Source organism: Vibrio sp. Vb0937 (assembly GCF_033338855.1).
On sequence record NZ_JAWOTK010000007.1, the window covers coordinates 129750 to 145898 of the forward strand.

The 16149-nt window shown below is 45.3% G+C and carries 14 protein-coding genes; 11 read left to right on the top strand and 3 right to left on the bottom strand.

What is annotated here, in order from left to right:
* From moaE to R7P67_RS12500, 7 genes are all read left to right on the top strand, one after another.
* The gene (gene moaE, locus R7P67_RS12470) at window positions 1–456 is read left to right on the top strand and encodes a molybdopterin synthase catalytic subunit MoaE (protein ID WP_167415363.1); all 456 of its coding nucleotides are present in this window, start codon (window positions 1–3) and stop codon (window positions 454–456) included.
* A gap of 532 nt (window positions 457–988) precedes the next feature.
* Window positions 989–2665, top strand: a complete 1677-nt coding sequence (locus tag R7P67_RS12475; protein ID WP_017633862.1) for an ABC transporter substrate-binding protein — start codon at window positions 989–991, stop codon at window positions 2663–2665.
* Between the two features lie 128 nt (window positions 2666–2793).
* Window positions 2794–3714, top strand: coding sequence for an oligopeptide ABC transporter permease OppB (oppB, locus tag R7P67_RS12480; protein WP_005380786.1), 921 nt, complete (start codon window positions 2794–2796; stop codon window positions 3712–3714).
* Between the two features lie 15 nt (window positions 3715–3729).
* Window positions 3730–4632 (top strand): oligopeptide ABC transporter permease OppC, encoded by a 903-nt coding sequence (gene oppC, locus R7P67_RS12485; RefSeq protein ID WP_017633861.1) that lies wholly within the window; start codon window positions 3730–3732, stop codon window positions 4630–4632.
* 27 nt (window positions 4633–4659) lie between these two features.
* On the top strand, window positions 4660–5631 hold the full coding sequence (locus tag R7P67_RS12490; protein ID WP_005380792.1) for an ABC transporter ATP-binding protein: 972 nt from the start codon (window positions 4660–4662) through the stop codon (window positions 5629–5631).
* Window positions 5610–6623 carry a murein tripeptide/oligopeptide ABC transporter ATP binding protein OppF gene (gene oppF, locus R7P67_RS12495; protein ID WP_005387265.1) on the top strand — a complete coding sequence of 338 codons (1014 nt, stop codon included), beginning with the start codon at window positions 5610–5612 and terminating at the stop codon, window positions 6621–6623. Before R7P67_RS12490 ends, oppF begins: the two co-directional genes overlap by 22 nt.
* A 167-nt stretch (window positions 6624–6790) precedes the next feature.
* Window positions 6791–7738: a glutathione S-transferase family protein gene (locus R7P67_RS12500; protein ID WP_262638645.1), complete on the top strand. Its 948-nt coding sequence runs from the start codon at window positions 6791–6793 to the stop codon at window positions 7736–7738.
* A gap of 114 nt (window positions 7739–7852) precedes the next feature.
* Here R7P67_RS12500 and R7P67_RS12505 read toward each other — a convergent pair whose 3' ends face one another.
* From R7P67_RS12505 to R7P67_RS12515, 3 genes are all read right to left on the bottom strand, one after another.
* The gene (locus R7P67_RS12505) at window positions 7853–8275 is read right to left on the bottom strand and encodes a hypothetical protein (RefSeq protein WP_005387269.1); all 423 of its coding nucleotides are present in this window, start codon (window positions 8273–8275) and stop codon (window positions 7853–7855) included.
* A 343-nt stretch (window positions 8276–8618) separates the two neighbouring features.
* Window positions 8619–10763: a phosphate acetyltransferase gene (gene pta, locus R7P67_RS12510; protein WP_005380805.1), complete on the bottom strand. Its 2145-nt coding sequence runs from the start codon at window positions 10761–10763 to the stop codon at window positions 8619–8621.
* Between the two features lie 136 nt (window positions 10764–10899).
* Window positions 10900–12096: an acetate kinase gene (locus R7P67_RS12515; RefSeq protein ID WP_005380807.1), complete on the bottom strand. Its 1197-nt coding sequence runs from the start codon at window positions 12094–12096 to the stop codon at window positions 10900–10902.
* A 347-nt stretch (window positions 12097–12443) separates the two neighbouring features.
* Here R7P67_RS12515 and yfbV point away from each other — a divergent pair, with 347 nt between their 5' ends.
* From yfbV to R7P67_RS12535, 4 genes are all read left to right on the top strand, one after another.
* Entirely contained in the window at window positions 12444–12896 is a 453-nt protein-coding gene (gene yfbV, locus R7P67_RS12520; protein WP_005380809.1) for a terminus macrodomain insulation protein YfbV, read from the top strand.
* 330 nt (window positions 12897–13226) lie between these two features.
* Window positions 13227–14192: an ABC transporter substrate-binding protein gene (locus R7P67_RS12525; RefSeq protein ID WP_017633858.1), complete on the top strand. Its 966-nt coding sequence runs from the start codon at window positions 13227–13229 to the stop codon at window positions 14190–14192.
* A 175-nt stretch (window positions 14193–14367) separates the two neighbouring features.
* Window positions 14368–15303 carry an ABC transporter permease gene (locus tag R7P67_RS12530; protein ID WP_213874807.1) on the top strand — a complete coding sequence of 312 codons (936 nt, stop codon included), beginning with the start codon at window positions 14368–14370 and terminating at the stop codon, window positions 15301–15303.
* Entirely contained in the window at window positions 15300–16094 is a 795-nt protein-coding gene (locus tag R7P67_RS12535) for an ABC transporter ATP-binding protein (protein ID WP_005387275.1), read from the top strand. Before R7P67_RS12530 ends, R7P67_RS12535 begins: the two co-directional genes overlap by 4 nt.
* Window positions 16095–16149 lie beyond the last annotated feature (55 nt).

The following is a 16149-nucleotide window of genomic DNA, read 5'->3' on the forward strand; positions in this document are numbered from 1 at the left end:
ATGGATTCTCGTGTTTCTGTACAAATTGAAGATTTTTCGGTTGAGCAAGAATATCAACGTCTATCTGAAGGGACGGCTGCCGGCGCTGTCGTTACATTCGTTGGTAAAGTTCGAGATATGAACCTTGGGGATAATGTCATTGGTTTACATCTAGAGCACTATCCGGGGATGACAGAGAAGAGCTTGAGCGACATTTGCGATCAAGCTGAGTCTCGCTGGCCACTATTAGGTGTACGCGTGATTCATCGTGTCGGAGACATGGATAGCGGTGATCAAATTGTATTTGTGGGCGTTTCCAGTGCGCACCGCGGCGCAGCATTTGATGCTTGCGAGTTCATTATGGACTACTTGAAAACCAAAGCACCATTTTGGAAGAAAGAACGCACGACGAATGAAGATCGTTGGATTGAGTCGCGCGATACTGATCACCAAGCTGCACAGCGTTGGGAAAAATAGAACCCACTCCTCATTCTAGTGAAAAAAGCTAAGTGTCAATGGCACTTAGCTTTTTTTGTATTTATCTTCATTGTATTGCTCACTTTGTTTCAATATTTCCTATCTTTTGTCTGGTGATATTCTTCACAATAAAAGTTTTTTGCCCAATATATAAACAATTATTTGTTAGACTTGATTTGTCATAAATGTTAAATGATGTGTAAATATCTAGCATAAGATGCTAGTAAATGGTTTAAACTCAGATTAATCGAAAGTTTCGCCTGTTAAATGTCGCTTCTGGTCTTTATTTGGCTGGTGAATGCTTTGGGGTTAGAGTTTACTGCTAGATATGTGTGGTTTAGTCAGCATTATTGGTTTTTTTGCTACATTTTTATGGCAAATTACTTCAATGATTGCTAATGTGTGCCGCAGTCTTTGTAAGGTTTTAGACTTTTGTGCTCAGAAAGTGCACTAAAAAAATCTAAAACTCTGACCGTTCCAGGCCCTTACAAAGAAGTCATGGATGCTAACGAAAAAATTTGGAGTTTTACGCATGTATAAGAATAAAATCACGCGCGCTTTATTTATTGGTGCTGGTCTTTCTCTCGCTCTAGCTGGTTGTGGTGAAAAGCCTGCGGAGAAACAAGCTGCTGAGCCTGCTCCGGCTCCAGCCCCTGAAGCTAAATCTGATTCTAAAGAGCCAAAACTTGCTGCTGTTCAAGAATTGGTGCGTGGTAACGGTACAGAAGTTGCGACAATAGACCCTCATAAATCTCAAGGTGTTCCAGAATCCCACGTGATTCGCGATCTTCTTGAAGGCCTTGTAAACCAAGATGCGGACGGTAACACTATCCCTGGTGTTGCAGAATCTTGGGAAACTGAAGACAACAAAACATACACTTTCCACTTACGTGAAGACGCAAAATGGTCAAACGGTGATCCTGTCACTGCAGGTGATTTCGTTTACAGCTTCCAACGTGCAGTCGATCCAGCAACCGCCTCTCCATATGCTTGGTACATGGAATACACCAAGATGAAGAACGCAAAAGACATTGTTGCGGGTAAAAAAGATAAGAGCGAGTTAGGTGTTAAAGCGGTTGACGACCACACGTTAGTGGTTGAGTTAGATACTGCAGTACCATATTTTGTAATGATGATGGGCCACACGACAGTGAAACCTGTTCATCAAGCAACTGTTGAAAAGTTCGGCGATCAATGGACGAAGCCAGAGAACTTTGTAGGTAACGGTGCTTATGTTGTTGACAACTGGGTTGTAAACGAGCGTTTGGTTCTAAAACGTAACGAACAGTACTGGGACAACGAAAACACGACGCTTGACCAAGTTACTTTCCTACCAATCGAGAACCAAGTAGCGGAAATGAACCGCTTCCTAGCGGGTGAAATCGACTTCACGAACGAGCTGCCTACAGAGCACTTCAAGCGTCTGAAGAAAGAGCACCCACAAGAAGTGTCTGTAACCGGTAACTTATGTACTTACTACTACATCTTCAATACGAAGAAAAAGCCGTTTGATGATGTTCGCGTGCGTAAAGCAATTTCTTATGCGATTGACCGTAACATTGTGACTGATGCGATTTTAGGTCAAGGTCAAAAGCCAGCTTACTTCCTAACACCTGAAATTACGGCAGGTTTCAACCCAGAAATTCCTGCATACGGCAAAATGACGCAAGAAGAGCGTAACGCAGAAGCTGCGCGTCTATTGGAAGAAGCGGGTTACGGCGCAGACAACCCTCTTGAATTTAACCTTCTATACAATACATCAGAGAACCACAAGAAACTTGCGGTTGCACTGGGTTCAATGTGGAAGAAGACACTTGGTCTAGACGTTACGCTAGAAAACCAAGAGTGGAAAACTTACCTATCTACCAAAGATTCTGGCAACTTTGAGGTTGCTCGTGCAGGTTGGTGTGGCGACTACAACGAAGCTTCATCTTTCCTAACGCTGATGATGAGTAATAACACTACTGGTGGTATTCACTACGACAGCAAAGAGTACGATGCGATCATGAACAAAGCATTTGCTTCAACTTCTGACGAAGAGCGCCAAGCACTTTACCTAGAAGCAGAGAAGTTGATGGCAAAAGATATGCCAATCGCACCTATCTACCAGTACGTGAAATCACGTCTACTATCACCGAAAGTTGGTGGCTTCCCAGTAAATAACGCGGAAGACAAGATTTACTCTAAAGATCTCTACATCACAGAGTAATTCGTAACTCGATAGAACTATAAAAATGAGGCTCTACATGTGAGAAATTGCATGTAGCGCCTATCTTTAGTCCAAAAGAATTGGACGACTTCTTTAATTTAACTGTCACAGACTGAAAGAGTGAGTTTATGCTTAAATTCATCGCAAAAAGGATATTTGAGGCGATCCCAACAATGTTGGTTTTGATCACCGTATCTTTCTTTCTTATGCGCTTTGCACCGGGAAACCCTTTCTCGACAGAGCGTCCATTGCCACCCGAAGTAATGGCAAATATCGAAGCTAAATATGGCTTGGATAAACCTGTATTTGAACAATACACCACGTATTTGACCAATGTTATCCAAGGTGATTTCGGGCCGTCATTTAAATACCTTGATTACTCAGTAAACGAGCTGATCGCGGTTGCCTTACCTGTTTCGGCTAAAGTGGGCTTCATCGCCTTTATCTTTACTTTGATAATGGGGGTTACCGTCGGTACCATTGCTGCGCTCAAGCAAAATACTTGGATTGATTACACCATTATGTCGACTGCGATGCTTGGTGTGGTAATGCCATCCTTTGTATTAGCGCCTGCGCTTATCTACATATTCTCGCTTCACTGGAATATCTTCCCTGCGGGCGGTTGGCAAGATGGTAGCTGGCAGTATTTAGTGCTTCCTGTTATTGGTATGTCGCTACTGTATGTTGCTACTTTTGCTCGTATTACGCGTGGTTCGATGATCGAAACCTTAAACAGTAACTTTATTCGTACGGCACGTGCTAAAGGTCTAAGTTACCGTTACATCATTATCAAACATGCTCTGAAGCCGGCACTTCTCCCTGTTGTTTCTTACATGGGTCCAGCTTTCGTAGGTATCATCACCGGTTCCGTTGTTATCGAAACCATTTTTGGTCTGCCTGGTATTGGTAAACTATTCGTTAACGCTGCGTTTAACCGTGACTACTCGCTAGTAATGGGGGTAACCATTCTGATTGGTTTCCTATTTATTCTATTCAACGCGATTGTAGATATTTTACTTGCAATGATTGACCCGAAAATTCGCTACTAACAGGGACGTTTGGTTATGTTAACGAAAAAAGAAAACCTAGAAGCGATTGAGAAATTCTCCGAAAACTTGGAGATTGAAGGTCGCAGTCTTTGGCAAGATGCTCGTATCCGTTTCATGCGCAACAAAGCGGCGATGGTGAGCTTATTCCTTCTTGTTCTAATGACGTTGGCGGTTATTATCCTGCCAATGATCGCACCGTACACATTTGATGATACTGACTGGTACGCGATGCACGTTGCACCGAATGCTGACCATTGGTTTGGTACTGACAGCTTAGGCCGTGATTTATACGTGCGTACGCTAATTGGAGGTCGTATTTCGTTGATGGTAGGTGTTATGGGTGCATTTGTAGCGGTACTGATTGGTACGCTCTACGGCGCAGCATCTGGTTTCATCGGCGGTAAAGTTGACCGCGTAATGATGCGTATTCTAGAAATTTTATACGCGGTACCGTTTATGTTCCTGGTGATTGTACTGGTAACATTCTTCGGTCGTAACATCATGCTGATCTTCGTTGCGATTGGTGCTATCGCATGGCTAGATATGGCGCGTATCGTACGTGGTCAGACTCTTAGTCTACGTAGCAAGGAGTTTATCGAAGCGGCACATGTGTGTGGTGTAAGCAACTGGAAAATCATTACTCGTCATATCGTACCGAACGTACTGGGTATTGTAGCGGTATACTCTACGCTGCTTATCCCAAGTATGATTCTAACGGAATCATTCCTATCATTCCTTGGTCTTGGTGTTCAGGAACCAATGACAAGTTGGGGCGCTCTTCTACAAGAAGGTGCACAGACAATGGAAGTAGCAATCTGGCAGCTGGCATTCCCAGCAGTGTTCATGGTTGTGACGCTATTCTGCTTCAACTACGTTGGTGACGGCCTGCGCGATGCGCTGGATCCAAAAGACAGATAATTAAAACATAAGATTAAGGAAGCAATGATGAGCTTATTAGATGTCAAAGATCTGCGCGTCGAATTCACCACGCAAGATGGTATCGTAACCGCAGTAAACGATTTGAACTTCTCTCTCAACCAAGGCGAAACCTTAGGTATCGTTGGAGAGTCGGGATCAGGTAAATCTCAAACCGTATTCGCAATCATGGGCCTTTTGGCTAAGAACGGTATTATTTCTGGTAGCGCAAAGTTTGAAGGTAAAGAAATCCTAAACTTACCAGAAAAAGAACTGAACAAAGTGCGTGCGGAACAGATCGCAATGATCTTCCAAGACCCAATGACATCACTGAACCCTTACATGAAAGTGAGTGATCAGTTGATGGAAGTGCTTATGCTGCACAAAGGCATGGGCAAAGCGGAAGCATTTGAAGAATCAGTACGCATGCTGGAAGCGGTAAAAATCCCTGAAGCGCGTAAGCGTATCACGATGTACCCGCATGAGTTTTCAGGCGGTATGCGTCAGCGTGTAATGATCGCGATGGCGTTGTTATGTCGTCCTAAACTGCTTATTGCCGATGAGCCAACAACAGCACTTGATGTGACGGTACAAGCACAGATCATGGACTTGTTGAATGAGCTGAAATCTGAGTTCAACACAGCGATCATCATGATCACGCACGACCTTGGTGTGGTTGCAGGTTCGTGTGACAAGGTGCTGGTGATGTATGCAGGCCGTACCATGGAGTACGGCAACGTAAACGAAATTTTCTATAATCCAAGCCATCCTTATGCGGAGGGTCTGCTGAAGGCGATTCCTCGCCTCGATACTGAGGGTGAAATTCTGCCGACCATTCCTGGTAATCCACCAAACTTGCTTCGTCTACCGCCGGGCTGCCCTTATCAAGAGCGCTGTCACCGTGTGATGGATCGTTGTAAGCGCGAGGCGCCAATTCTGACACCATTTGGTGATGGTCGTCAGCGTGCATGTTTTTCTGAATGGGAGGCTTGGAACAAATGAACGCAGTAGACAAAAAACTAATTCTGGACATTTCTGAGCTGAAAGTTCACTTCAGCATTGCCTCAAAGTCGGCATGGCCGTGGTCAAAGCCTTCGAGCCTGAAAGCGGTAGATGGCGTGAACGTTCGACTATACGAAGGGGAAACGCTTGGTGTAGTAGGTGAATCAGGTTGTGGTAAATCGACGTTTGCTCGTGCCATCATTGGTCTGGTTGAAGCTACTGACGGCCAAGTAGTTTGGTTGGGTCAAGACCTTACTAAAATGAAAAGCGTTCAGCGCCGTGAGACGCGTAAAGAAATTCAGATGATTTTCCAAGACCCATTGGCATCGCTGAATCCGCGTATGACTGTTGGTGATATCATTGCTGAACCTCTTGAGACATTCTATCCAGAACTGTCTAAGCAGGAAGTGAAAGATCGCGTTAAAGAGATGATGGCGAAAGTTGGCCTATTACCTAACGTGATTAACCGTTACCCACACGAGTTCTCGGGTGGTCAGTGTCAGCGTATCGGGATAGCGCGTGCGCTTATCCTTAAGCCTAAGATGATCATTTGTGACGAGCCAGTATCGGCGCTTGATGTATCTATTCAAGCTCAGGTGGTTAACCTACTTAAAGAGATTCAAAAAGAGTTAGGGCTTTCTCTGGTATTCATTGCGCATGACTTGTCTGTCGTTAAACACATTTCAGATCGCGTTTTAGTTATGTATTTAGGTAATGCCGTGGAACTTGGCGAGGCCGAGGCTCTGTTTGCTGATCCTAAGCACCCATATACGCGTGCGCTGATGTCTGCGGTTCCGATCCCGGACCCGGATATTGAGCGCAATAAGAAAATCCAAATGCTAGAGGGTGATCTTCCTTCACCTATCAACCCACCGTCGGGTTGTGTATTCCGCACTCGTTGCCCACAAGCAACCGAAGAGTGTGCGAAGACAAAGCCAACCATTTTAGGTAATGACGTTCACGCGGTATCTTGTTTACACGTTAGTGTATAAATTCAGCCTGTGACGGGCTTAAGCGCGACACCTTCATCGGGTCGCGCTTTTTTTATGTGTCTGATTTATACATTCGAATTTCTTGAACATGATGTCCTAAGTTCGATGATTCTCTGTTTGATAGGAAACGCTAATATAGACACAAACAGAACGAGAGGAGAGCAATCATGGGTAAGTTGGTTGAAGGTGTTTGGCAAGATGTCTGGTATGACACAAAATCAAATGGTGGCAAATTTGTGCGCGAAGATGCCGGATTCCGTAACTGGGTTAAAAACGACCCTGATGCGGAGTTTACACCAGAGTCCGGTCGATACCATTTGTATGTCTCTCTTGCTTGTCCGTGGGCACATCGAACCCTCATTTTCCGCAAGCTGAAAGGTTTAGAACCACATATTGATGTCACGGTCGTTTGCCCTGATATGCTCAGCCAAGGTTGGCAAATGGGGCTTCCTGAGCCATTGTTTGGTCACACGCGCATGTATCAAATTTACACGCAGGCCAAACCCGATTACACGGGCCGCGTAACCGTGCCTGTACTTTGGGATAAAAAGACCAATACTATTGTGTCAAACGAGTCGTCAGAGATCATTCGCATGTTCAATTCGGAATTCAATGCGTTAACAGGGAATCACGACGACTACTATCCAGATCATCTAAAACACGTTATTGATGAGTGGAACGATTTTGTTTATCCAAATGTCAACAACGGAGTGTATCGTTGTGGCTTCGCGACTACACAAGAGGCGTATGAAGAAGCGTTTGATTCTTTGTTTAATGCGTTAGATAAAATCGATGCTCACCTAGCTACGCATCGTTACTTAGCAGGGAACACAATTACTGAGGCGGATTGGCGTTTGTTTACGACTCTTATTCGTTTTGATGCGGTGTATGTGGGGCATTTCAAGTGTAACAAGCAGCGCATCGCAGACTACGAAAATATACAAGGCTACTTAAAAGAGTTGTATCAAGTAAAAGGCGTCGAAGATACGACGGATTTCTATCACATTAAACGCCACTACTACTTCAGCCACACTGGGATTAATCCGACGCAAGTTGTACCAAAAGGGCCTGATTTAGACCTAAATACTCCTCATGGAAGAGAAAGGATTGGCTAGTTTGCTGCTTCCATCGCAAATGAAAAAGTACTTAACGGTTAGCAATGCCGTTAAGTACTTTTGTGTCATCTAAATACCGGGAGTAGGAAGTTTACTTTTTCATTCATCGCCACCTTACTTAGCGCGTACGATGTCCATCACTAGCTTTCCGTCCACTTTTACAGGACCGTCCTCTTTAGCGCCGAGCGTATACTCAAACACACCAGTCTTCATGCCACCTTTCTCTCCGTGGACCATTAACATCAGCATATCGCCTGATTCTACTGGTTCCATCAAAATTGCATTTACGTTTTCATTCTTTCCCATTTTTAACGGAGCGTAGCCGATAACAGGACCAGGCTTCATTGATTCGTCTGTTCGGTGGACAACCATCCACCCATTGTCATCAGCATGAGCCATTTCAGCGGTCACCGTTCCTCCGGACATATCTTGATCGACGCCTTTAATACTCGAGGCGGAAAAGCTGAATGAAGAAAAACTAATCAGAAACGCAGCTAAACCAAACTTTATCAGTGATGTATTGATGAAATCCTTCATATATATTCCTTAGCAGTCAATGAGTTTGTGCATTGCAGTAGCTTTTACGTATTTCCTAGCAAAAAAGTTTAGCTAAAACGTAAATAATGCCGATAAATTGAACAGGGGCCGTGCTGCCTTGGAGCCAATGTATTTTGGGGAATGGGTCAATCGGTGTAAGAACAAGCGCGAGCATTGTCGATTAGGTGTGGTGGGGCGATAGGGAGAAAAGCTTTGCGCACCAGTAATTATAGGTTGTGCAGTGATTGGTATAAAAAACAAATAAGTGTTCTGGCCAGCAATAGAAAAAGCCCTCGACGAATCGAGGGCTTTGTATCTATATCTAACTAGATGTCAGAAGCGATTATTTAGCTTCTTGGTCTGCTTGGATAGCTGTTAGAGCGATGGTGTACACGATGTCGTCTACTAGCGCTCCACGAGACAAGTCGTTTACAGGCTTACGCATACCTTGCAGCATTGGACCGATAGATACTAGGTCAGCTGAACGTTGTACCGCTTTGTAAGTTGTGTTACCCGTGTTTAGGTCTGGGAATACAAATACTGTCGCTTTACCTGCAACTGGAGAGTTTGGTGCTTTAGAAGCAGCAACGTTTTCCATAATAGCAGCGTCGTACTGTAGAGGACCGTCAATGATAAGATCAGGACGTTTCTCTTGAGCCAGTTTTGTTGCTTCACGTACTTTATCAACGTCTGCACCCTTACCAGATTCACCAGTAGAGTAAGAGATCATTGCAACGCGTGGTTCGATACCGAATGCTGCTGCAGAGTCGGCAGATTGGATAGCGATTTCAGCAAGCTGTTCAGCAGTTGGATCTGGGTTGATTGCACAGTCACCGTAAACCAGTACTTGATCAGGCAGAAGCATGAAGAATACTGAAGATACGATAGACGCATTTGGTGCCGTCTTGATGATTTGGAACGGAGGAACGATAGTGTTCGCCGTAGTGTGAACAGCACCAGAAACTAGGCCGTCAACTTCGTCGTTCTCAAGCATCATTGTGCCTAGGAATACTGAATCTTGTAGCTTCTCACGAGCCACAACTTCAGTCATGCCTTTAGCACCGCGCAACTCAACTAGGCGAGCAACGTAGTTTTCACGAACAGCATCTGCATCAATGATGGTTACACCAGTACCTAGCTCAACGCCTTGTTGAGCCGCTACGCGACGGATTTCATCTGGGTTACCTAGAAGTACACAGTCTGCAATGCCGCGTTCAGCACAGATTGCCGCTGCTTTAACTGTGCGTGGTTCGTCACCTTCTGGAAGAACGATACGCTTACCTGCTTTACGAGCAAGTTCAGTTAGCTGGTAACGGAACGCTGGTGGGCTTAGACGACGAGACTTCTGAGTGCCTTCAGTCATAGACTCGATCCAGTTACCGTCAATGTGGCCAGCAACGTGTTCGTTGATGAACTCGATACGCTCTTTATCGTCTGCAGGTACTTCGATGCTGAAGCTCTGTAGGTTTAGAGACGTTTGCCAAGTGTTACCTTGTGCTTTGAAGATAGGTAGACCAGTGTCGAATGCTGGTTTACATAGGCCTTCGATTTCGCTAGGGATATCGTAACCGCCAGTTAGCAGTACTGCACCAATATCCACACCGTTCATTGCAGCAAGAGAAGCAGCAACGATAACATCAGGACGGTCTGCAGAAGTAACAAGTAGAGAACCCGGTTTGAAGTGCTCAATCATGTTTGGCAGAGAACGTGCACAGAAAGTGATGCTCTTGATGCGACGAGTGTTGATGTCACCTTCGTTGATGATATCTGCTTTCAGGTGTTTAGCCATGTCGATTGCACGAGTCGCAATCAGATCAATGCTCCATGGCACACAACCTAGTACACGAATTGGAGAAGTGTTGAAAATTTCCATCACTTTCAATTCGTTTTGTTTCGCGCTGTCTGCATCGTCAAAGATTTCAGATAGGTCAGGGCGAGTACGGCCAGCTTCGTCAACAGGAGCGTTTAGCTTGTTGATGATAACACCAGAGATGTTTTTGTTTTTAGTGCCGCCGAAGTTAGAACATGCTACTTCGATACGCTCTTTCAGTTGCGCAGGGTTATCAGTACCTGGAGTCGCAACTAGCACGATTTCTGCACCAAGTGTTGCCGCGATTTCCGCGTTTACTTGGTTTGCAAATGGGTGCTTACGAGTAGGTACAAGACCTTCGATTAGCGTAACGTCTGCGTCTTTGTTGATTTGGTTGTAACGTTCAACAACGGTTTCTAGCAGCTCGTCCATGTTGTCGTTACCGATTAGGCTTTCAGCAACAGACATCGCCATTGGTTCACCGATCTTCATATCGCTGTTACGACCAACGATAGTTGAAGTCAGATCTGGCTGATCACCACCTGAACGTGGCTGACAGATTGGCTTGTAGAAAGAAACTTTAACGCCTTTACGCTCCATAGCGCGAAGAACACCCATGCTAACGCTTGTTAGGCCAACGCCTGCGCTAGTAGGGATAAGCATAATAGTACGAGACATTCGTAGAGTACCTTTAGCTATTTGGGGGATAAAAGCTCAACTCTTATTCCATGAAGCTCGAAGAATAGGAGTTGAGCCCCTAAGAAATTCGTTTGAATGAAAATCTGGCTAGCCGAGTGGCTAGCCAGGAATTCAATTAAAGACCTGTCAGGCGAGCAGTGTCTTCAGCGATGACTAGCTCTTCGTTAGTAGAGATAACCATTGCAGGGATACGGCTGTTTTCAGTCGTGATAACGCCTTCGCCGCCGAAGCGAGCTTTAAGGTTAGCTTCGCTATCTACTTCGATACCGAAGATGCCAAGACGGTTTAGAACCATTTCACGGATAGGGCCAGAGTTCTCGCCGATACCGCCAGTGAAAGTGATTGCGTCTAGACGGCCTTCCATTGAAGCAGTGTAGCCAGCAACGTATTTAGCTAGACGGTGGCAGAACACGTCCATTGCGCGTGTTGCTTCTTCTTTTTGACCGTAGTTGTCTTCAACGAAACGACAGTCAGAAGTCACTTCAGTTAGACCTTGAAGACCAGACTCTTTAGTTAGCATCGTGTTGATTTGATCAACAGAGTAACCTAGAGCGTCGTGTAGGTGGAAGACGATAGCAGGGTCGATGTCGCCACAGCGAGTACCCATTACCAGACCTTCAAGTGGAGTAAGACCCATAGAAGTGTCTACAGATTGACCGTTCTTGATCGCACATACAGATGCGCCGTTACCTAGGTGACAGTTGATGATGTTTACTTCTTCAACTGGTTTGTTTAGTAGGCCTGCAACTTCACGAGTGATGAACAAGTGAGAAGTACCGTGCATGCCGTAACGACGGATACCGTGTTCTTTGTATAGGTTGTATGGAAGAGCGTATAGGTAAGACTCTTCAGGCATAGTTTGGTGGAACGCAGTGTCAAATACAGCAACGTTTTTCAGCTCTGGGAAGTTTTTCTTAGCCGCTTCGATACCGATGATGTGAGCAGGGTTATGAAGAGGTGCAAATGTTGCAGCGTCTTGAATACCTTTTAGAACTTCATCAGTAATTAGTGCAGATTGAGTGAACTGCTCGCCGCCGTGAACGATACGGTGACCGATTGCGCCTAGGTTAGCTTTAAGCTCTGGCTTAGAAGCAAGAATAGTTTCTACCATAAACGCTAGTGCTTCTTCGTGAGCTGCACCATTGCCTAGTTGAGCTTCGTGCTTGCCATCAAGTTTCCACTTGATGCGAGCTTCAGGAAGGTGAAGACACTCAGCAAGACCTGACAAGTGCTCGTCGCCGTTCTCGGCATCAACAACGGCAAATTTAAGAGAAGAACTACCGCAGTTTAAAACTAAAACTAGCTTAGACATGTATGACTACCTGTTATTCGTCTGATAAAAAAATCAGTTAAAGAATGAAAAATTAATCACAAGAATAGCCGATACCCAGAAGGCTGCGTACTAATCCTGGTCAAAAATTGTTCTAATTCCATATAAAGAAATAGTGATGAACCCTTCCATCACTATGATGCGATCCGTGCAGATAGATATCTCGGAGTTGCTTAAATTGTAAATAACAGCAACAATGAGATTGAGGGTCTGCAAAGGATAGCGATAATAAGCAATGATAACAAAAAAAATTTGAAAGAATATTAACTTTCATCAATTTTTTGTACCTTCAGTTGAAATGTTCAACTATTTTTTAGTGAGAGAGCGGTATGAGTAATAAAGTCGGATTGATCCATAGCCTGAAAGATGGCCAGAATTACATGGAGATCTGGCCAGTTCGTAAAGAGCTAAGCGCCATATTTCCGGAACAGCGTATCATTAAGGCGACTCGCTTTGGCATTAAAGTCATGCCGGCCGTTGCTGCGATCAGCGTACTCACTCAAATGGCATTCAACAATTACCACGCGTTACCTCAATCCATTGTTGTTGCCTTGTTTGCGATTAGCTTGCCACTTCAAGGCATTTGGTGGCTTGGTGCTCGATCCAACACGAAATTGCCGCCTTCTTTGGCCTCTTGGTATCGGGAGTTGCATCAAAAAATTGTGGAAACAGGTTTTGCATTAGAGCCTGTCAAAGCTCGCCCTCGTTACAAAGAGCTTGCGATAATACTGAACCGAGCGTTTCGCCAGCTCGATAAATCGTCATTAGAGCGTTGGTTCTAATTTAAATTGTTTGAAATGGAGTGTGCACTGGCCGCTCCATTTTTGATCCTGCCTCTATTACCTACTTTGACGGTCGTTGATGAAGCGAGCGAAGCTTTGTTTACCAAAGATTCTTTCCGGATGAAGAAGTCCCCCCGATCACAAATGTTGCTTTAGTGTTAAATCTTTCTTTTCTTTACTAAGACTTAGTAGTAATAATAAAAACAAGATGCGCAAGAAGTGCACAGTTATATGAACACAACAATACCGCCTTCAAACATTTGAATTCACGAGTCGATACACATATTGAAAGCTCGTGAAACAAGGACGAAGTCACATCAAGGAGTTATGATGAAAACGAAACGTTTATTAGCCACTGCCGTTCTATCAGCTACTGCTATTTTCTCTTCTACCAATGTACTGGCCGCCACTGCAACTGTCGCAGTTTCACAGATTGTCGAACACCCGGCGTTAGACGCGACGCGCCAAGGGTTACTTGATGGTTTGAAAGCGAAAGGCTACGAAGAAGGCAAAAATCTAGAATTTGATTATAAGACCGCACAGGGTAATCCAGCGATTGCGGTGCAAATTGCCCGTCAGTACGTCGGCGAAAATCCTGATGTGTTAGTTGGCATCGCGACACCTTCGGCACAAGCTTTGGTGTCGGCTACTCGCTCTATTCCTGTTGTCTTTACTGCGGTAACAGATCCGGTTGGTGCGAAATTGGTTAAGTCGATGGAACAACCAGGTAAAAACGTAACTGGCCTGTCTGATCTTTCCCCCGTTGCTCAGCATGTCGATCTCATCCAAGAAATTCTTCCTCAGGTGAAAAGCATCGGGGTTGTATTTAATCCCGGTGAAGCTAATGCCGTGACTTTAGTTGAATTACTAAAAGAAAGCGCAAAAGCAAAAGGCATACAAGTGGTTGAAGCGACCGCACTAAAAAGTGCTGATGTTCAGTCTGCGACTCAAGCGATTGCAGCGAAATCAGACATTCTTTACGCCCCAACAGACAATACAGTTGCAAGTGCGATTGAAGGGATGATTGTGGCAGCGAATCAAGCGAAGAAACCTGTATTTGGTGGCGCGACGTCGTATGTCGAAAAGGGTGCTATTGCAGGCTTAGGTTTTGACTACTACCAGGTTGGTGTACAAACCGCGGATTACGTGGCGGCGATTCTTGATGGTCAAGAACCAGGCAAGCTGGATGTAAAAGTCGCGACGGGCTCTGACCTTGTAATTAATGAAAGCGCAGCATCTAAGCTCGGTATCAAGCTGCCAAGTTCTGTGGTTGAACGTGCGACAAGCATGCAATAAGTAACGCTTTTTGGGGTTAAGCCTGTCACGTTGGTTGGTAGAGGCTTGCCCCAAAATTGATACTCGCCGGATTTCTCGTGTAGAGCATTCTGCTAGAGAAGAAGGGGGAGTATACGTTAGAAGTCTTACGTTCAGGTTGGTATTAGCCAGCCTGAGCATGCAGAAAGGAGCAGTTATGTCTGCATTTGCTTTTTTTGGCGCACTCGAAATTGGCTTGATTTATGGCCTAGTCGCTCTGGGTGTGTATCTTACGTTCCGTGTTCTCGATTTCCCCGATTTGAGTGTGGATGGCAGCTTTCCAATGGGAGCTGCGGTGGCTGCAACGGCGATTGTCGCAGGTATTAATCCTTGGCTTGCGACAATAATGGCGATGATAGCTGGTAGTATGACGGGGTGGGTAACCGCTTTTCTGGCTATTCGGTGTGGTATTTTACACCTGTTAGCTTCCATTCTTACCATGATCGCTGCATTTTCAATTAATATTCGTATTATGGGCAAACCTAATATGGCGTTGCTTGGAGAGGATACTATTCTCACTCCGTTTGAAGCATTGGGCGATGCGATGTTTATTCGCCCTCTGGTTGTTGGGGTCTTAGTTCTTCTTTCCGCTTTCTTTGTCATTCGCCTGCTGAACAGCGACTTTGGTCTTGGTTTACGAGCGACGGGTGTGAATGCGCGTATGGTTTCTGCGCAAGGGGCGAGCACTGGCTTTTATACCTACTTTGGCTTGGCTTTATCCAACGGGTTTGTGGGATTCGCAGGCGCGTTGTTTGCACAAACGAACAGCTTTGCGGATGTGACCTCTGGCGTGGGCACCATTGTCGTTGGTTTGGCAGCTGTGATTTTGGGGCAGACCCTTATTCCCGGGCGCAAGATTTGGGTTGCGGTATTTGCGGTCATCATCGGTTCGGTACTTTATCGCCTTGCAGTGGCTTTCGCTTTGAGCTCTGGCATGTTTGGTTTACAAGCTTCAGACCTCAACCTTGTTACCGCAGTATTGGTGGCTGTGGCGCTTATTGCTCCAAAGCTAAAACAGAGCATGAGAGCGAAACAACGCGTTACTGATGCTAAACAAGCGGCATCAAAAAATGGTTCTGGGGAGGCATTATGATCGAACTAAATAATATTCAGGTCACGTTCAACCCTGGGACGATTTTGGAAAATCGTGCATTGAAAGGCGTCTCTTTAGAGGTTCCAGAGCATCAATTTCTTACCGTGATTGGTTCTAATGGTGCAGGAAAATCCACGTTGCTTGGTGCGGTGACAGGTGAGACGCCGATGATAGGTGGTCAGGTGATCATTGATGGCAAAGACGTCACCAAGCAGACGGTAGCCCAACGTGCGACGCAATGTGCCCGAGTGTTTCAAGATCCATTGGCCGGGACTTGTGGTGAACTGACGATAGAAGAGAACATGGCTCTAGCGCACATGCGTGGTAAAAAACGCAGCTGGGGATTGGCGCTCTCTACTAAACGTCGCAAGCTGTTCCAAGAGCGAATTAGCATCCTCGGTCTTGGTTTAGAAGACCGCTTGGGTGATAGCATTGGGTTGCTGTCTGGTGGACAACGACAAGCCGTTAGCCTTGTGATGGCGACGTTATCGGAGAGTAAGCTGTTATTGCTTGATGAACACACGGCTGCGCTTGATCCTCGTATGGCGGCGTTTGTTATCGACTTAACTAAACGTATTGTCGATGAGTTCGATTTAACAGTGATGATGGTGACGCATTCGATGAAAGACGCATTAGCATGTGGCGATAGGACCGTAATGCTTCACCAAGGTGAAATTGTGCTTGATGTGGCTGGAGAGCAGCGCGCTAACATGCAAGTACCAGACTTGTTGGATATGTTCTCCAAAGTGCGTGGTGAAGAGCTGGCAGATGACAGTCTCTTGTTGAACTAAGCGGTATCCGACAAGTCACTACGCCTACTAAGTGTGATCCTCCTTGAGAAAATTG

Coding starts and splice junctions, on each gene's coding strand:
- moaE (WP_167415363.1), top strand. CDS start 1: ATGGATTCTCGTGTTTCTGTACAAATTGAAGATTTTTCGGTTGAGCAA.
- R7P67_RS12475 (WP_017633862.1), top strand. CDS start 989: ATGTATAAGAATAAAATCACGCGCGCTTTATTTATTGGTGCTGGTCTT.
- oppB (WP_005380786.1), top strand. CDS start 2,794: ATGCTTAAATTCATCGCAAAAAGGATATTTGAGGCGATCCCAACAATG.
- oppC (WP_017633861.1), top strand. CDS start 3,730: ATGTTAACGAAAAAAGAAAACCTAGAAGCGATTGAGAAATTCTCCGAA.
- R7P67_RS12490 (WP_005380792.1), top strand. CDS start 4,660: ATGAGCTTATTAGATGTCAAAGATCTGCGCGTCGAATTCACCACGCAA.
- oppF (WP_005387265.1), top strand. CDS start 5,610: ATGGGAGGCTTGGAACAAATGAACGCAGTAGACAAAAAACTAATTCTG.
- R7P67_RS12500 (WP_262638645.1), top strand. CDS start 6,791: ATGGGTAAGTTGGTTGAAGGTGTTTGGCAAGATGTCTGGTATGACACA.
- R7P67_RS12505 (WP_005387269.1), bottom strand. CDS start 8,275: ATGAAGGATTTCATCAATACATCACTGATAAAGTTTGGTTTAGCTGCG.
- pta (WP_005380805.1), bottom strand. CDS start 10,763: ATGTCTCGTACTATTATGCTTATCCCTACTAGCGCAGGCGTTGGCCTA.
- R7P67_RS12515 (WP_005380807.1), bottom strand. CDS start 12,096: ATGTCTAAGCTAGTTTTAGTTTTAAACTGCGGTAGTTCTTCTCTTAAA.
- yfbV (WP_005380809.1), top strand. CDS start 12,444: ATGAGTAATAAAGTCGGATTGATCCATAGCCTGAAAGATGGCCAGAAT.
- R7P67_RS12525 (WP_017633858.1), top strand. CDS start 13,227: ATGAAAACGAAACGTTTATTAGCCACTGCCGTTCTATCAGCTACTGCT.
- R7P67_RS12530 (WP_213874807.1), top strand. CDS start 14,368: ATGTCTGCATTTGCTTTTTTTGGCGCACTCGAAATTGGCTTGATTTAT.
- R7P67_RS12535 (WP_005387275.1), top strand. CDS start 15,300: ATGATCGAACTAAATAATATTCAGGTCACGTTCAACCCTGGGACGATT.